Source organism: Streptomyces sp. NPDC058964, assembly GCF_042741275.1.
GTDB lineage: Bacteria > Actinomycetota > Actinomycetes > Streptomycetales > Streptomycetaceae > Streptomyces.
Genome location: NZ_JBHYKH010000537.1, coordinates 1 through 3,316, shown reverse-complemented (window position 1 = coordinate 3,316; position 3,316 = coordinate 1). Strand labels below are relative to the sequence as shown.

The 3,316-nt window shown below is 71.5% G+C and carries 2 protein-coding genes and 1 pseudogene; all 3 read left to right on the top strand.

What is annotated here, in order from left to right; genetic code table 11:
* Positions 1 to 123: 123 nt before the first annotated feature.
* Positions 124 to 492, top strand: coding sequence for a hypothetical protein (locus tag ACFW2E_RS39485; protein ID WP_384474690.1), 369 nt, complete (start codon positions 124 to 126; stop codon positions 490 to 492).
* 133 nt (positions 493 to 625) lie between these two features.
* The gene (locus ACFW2E_RS39480; RefSeq protein ID WP_384474687.1) at positions 626 to 2,641 is read left to right on the top strand and encodes an FAD-dependent oxidoreductase; all 2,016 of its coding nucleotides are present in this window, start codon (positions 626 to 628) and stop codon (positions 2,639 to 2,641) included.
* Between the two features lie 41 nt (positions 2,642 to 2,682).
* Positions 2,683 to 3,225 (top strand): annotated as a pseudogene (locus ACFW2E_RS39475) (PadR family transcriptional regulator); the annotation flags it as partial.
* Between the last annotated feature and the right edge of the window lie 91 nt (positions 3,226 to 3,316).

Sequence of the window (3,316 nt, the reverse complement as noted above, 5' to 3'; positions counted from 1 at the left end):
GTCTCCTGCCGGGGGTGTGTTGCTGGTTGGGGGGAGAGGGTTTGTGTGTGTTACTGTGTGTGGTGGGCGGGGTGGGCGGGAACCCCCCGGACCCGCCCCGTCGCCATGAGAGGAGCGATCACGATGGCCCCTGAGCGAATGCACGACGAGTCCGTCTCCGTCGAGATCAGCGGATGCAGCAAGGAAGACGCCCGGATCGTGTTCGACGTGCTGTGCACGTGCTTCGAGTCCGACCGGTGCGCCGAGGACGTGCCACGGCAGCTCCACGAGACGCGGCCGATGGTCTGGCTCGGTACGTTCGAGGTGACGGACGCGCACGAGTGCACGACCCCGGCGCGGCTCACGTCCACCGTCGAGGCCGACGCGCACGGCGGGTACTGGGCGATCGACCGGCTCCGCACGACCCTGGACTCCCTCTTCACGGTGCGCAACCTCTCCTCGGCCTCCGGCGACCAGGAGAAGGAGCTGCACGTCCTGCTCGAAAGCAGGTGACCCCGGCCCGGTCGCACCGCGCCTGTTGCCGCGGAGTGGCCGGGCTCACCTCCCTCCGTTTATGCAACTAGTTGCAAAAGGTGTCGGCCGTCCTCTACAACAGAGGGCGACGACACCGCGCACGGAGGGCCAGATGAGCCGTTACCCGCACCTGCTGAACCCCCTCGACCTGGGCTTCACCACACTGCCCAACCGCGTGCTCATGGGCTCCATGCACGTCGGCCTGGAGGAGGCCGAGCGGGGGTTCGAGCGGATGGCGGCGTTCTACGCCGCCCGTGCGCGCGGGGGAGTCGGGCTGATCGTCACCGGCGGCATCGCGCCGAACGACGAGGGGCGGCCGTACGAGGGCGGAGCCAAGCTCACCACCGAGGCGGAGGCCGAACAGCACACCCAGATCACCGCCGCGGTGCACCGCGAGGGTGGCAGGATCGCGATGCAGATCCTGCACTTCGGGCGGTACGCCTACCACCAGGACCTGGTCGCGCCGAGCCCCGTCCAGGCGCCCATCAGCCCCTTCCCGCCGCGCGAGCTCACCGACGCCGACGTCGAGCGGACGATCGACGACTACGCCCGCGCCGCCCGACTCGCCCGGCAGGCCGGCTACGACGGCGTCGAGATCATGGGCTCCGAGGGCTATCTGATCAACGAGTTCATCGCCGCGCAGACCAACCACCGCACGGACCGCTGGGGCGGCTCGTACGAGAACCGGATGCGGTTCCCGGTGGAGATCGTCCGGCGCGTTCGCGAGGCGGTCGGCGAGGACTTCATCATCATCTACCGGCTGTCCATGCTGGACCTGGTCCCCGGCGGCTCCTCCCTTGACGAGGTGATCACGCTCGCCAGGGCCGTCGAGGCCGCCGGAGCCACGATCATCAACACCGGTATCGGCTGGCACGAGGCCCGGATCCCCACCATCGCCACCTCCGTCCCGCGCGGCGCCTACACCTGGGTCACCAAGAAGCTCATGGGCGAGGTGTCCGTGCCGCTGGTGACCACCAACCGCATCAACACCCCCGAACTCGCCGAGGAACTCCTCGCGGACGGCTGCGCGGACATGGTGTCCATGGCCCGCCCGATGCTGGCCGACCCCGACTTCGTCAACAAGGCGGCCGAGGGCCGGTCCGAGGCCATCAACACCTGCATCGGCTGCAACCAGGCCTGCCTCGACCACACCTTCAGCGGAAAGATCACCTCCTGCCTGGTCAACCCGCGCGCCTGTCACGAGACCGAGCTGGTCCTCTCGCCCACCCGGCTGCGCAAGCGCGTCGCCGTCGTCGGCGCGGGCCCGGCCGGCCTGGCCTGTGCGGTGAACGCGGCCGAACGCGGCCACGAGGTGACGCTGTTCGACGCCGCGAGCGAGATCGGCGGGCAGCTCAACGTGGCCCGCAAGGTCCCCGGCAAGCAGGAGTTCGACGAGACGCTGCGCTACTTCCGCCACCAGCTGGACCGGCACGGCGTGGACGTCCGGCTCGGCACCTGGGTCTCGGCCGAGGACCTCTCCGGCTACGACGAGGTCGTCGTCGCCACCGGCGTCACCCCGCGCACCCCCGACATCCCCGGTGTCGACCACCCCAGCGTCGTCGGCTACCTCGACGTGCTGCGCGGCGGCGCGCCCGTCGGCGACCGGGTCGCGATCCTCGGCGCCGGCGGCATCGGCTTCGACGTCGCCGAGTACCTCACCGACGGCGGTGACAAGGCGAGCGAGGACCCGGCGACGTACTTCCGCAACTGGGGCGTCGACACGGACTACCGGGCGCCCGGCGGCCTGGCCGCTCCGCAGCGGCCCGCCGCGCCGCGCACCGTCCACCTCCTGCAGCGCAAGACCACCAAGGTCGGCGCCGGCCTCGGCAAGACCACCGGCTGGATCCACCGCACCGAGCTCAAGCACCGCGGCGTCACCATGGTGCCGGGCGTGCGCTACGACCGGATCGACGACGCGGGGCTGCACGTCACCGTGGGCGACGAGAGCACGGTCCTGGAGGTCGACACCATCGTCCTGTGCACCGGCCAGGAGCCGCGCCGCGACCTTTACGAGACGCTCGTCGCAGCCGGGCGCAGCGTGCACCTCATCGGCGGCGCCGACGTGGCGGCCGAGCTGGACGCCAAGCGCGCCATCAAGCAGGGCACGGAGCTGGCGGCGGCGCTGTAGGAACATCGGGACACCGGGTCCCGCGTCCCTAGGATGAGGCCATGTCACTCCCGCACGCGATCCTCACCGCCCTGGTCGAAAAGCCGTCGTCGGGGCTGGAGCTGACCCGCCGGTTCGACCGGTCGATCGGCTACTTCTGGTCGGCCACGCACCAGCAGATCTATCGCGAGCTGGGGAAGCTGGAGGCCGAGGGGTACATCCGCACCCTGCCGGCCGAGCAGCCGGCCCGTGGGCAGAAGAAGCGCTACGAAGTCCTGCCCGCGGGCCGTGCCGAACTGGCCCGCTGGACCGCCGCGTCCCAGGACCCGAAACCGCAGCGCGACGTCCTGCTGCTGCGGCTGCGCGCCGCGGCGGTCGTCGGCACGGCGGGTCTCGAGTCCGACCTGCGGCGCCATCTCGACCTGCACCGGCACCAGTTGGCCGAGTACGAGGAGATCGAGCGGCGGGACTTCCCGCCGGGCAGGGACAGTGCGCAGGACCGGCTGCGCCACCTCGTCCTGCGGGCGGGCATCGATCTGGAGACCTTCTGGACGCAGTGGCTCACCCATGCGCTGAAGGAGTTCGGTGAACTGCCGCCGAAGGACGGGGCGGGGGGGGGGGGGGGGGCGCCCCCCCCCCCCCCCCCCCCCCCCCCGCGGGCGGGGGGCGCGCGGGGCCCCGGACCCCCCGCCCCGC

Bases quoted from the DNA above. Each gene is read 5' to 3' on its own strand.
- ACFW2E_RS39485 (WP_384474690.1), top strand. From the start codon at position 124: ATGGCCCCTGAGCGAATGCACGACGAGTCCGTCTCCGTCGAGATCAGC.
- ACFW2E_RS39480 (WP_384474687.1), top strand. From the start codon at position 626: ATGAGCCGTTACCCGCACCTGCTGAACCCCCTCGACCTGGGCTTCACC.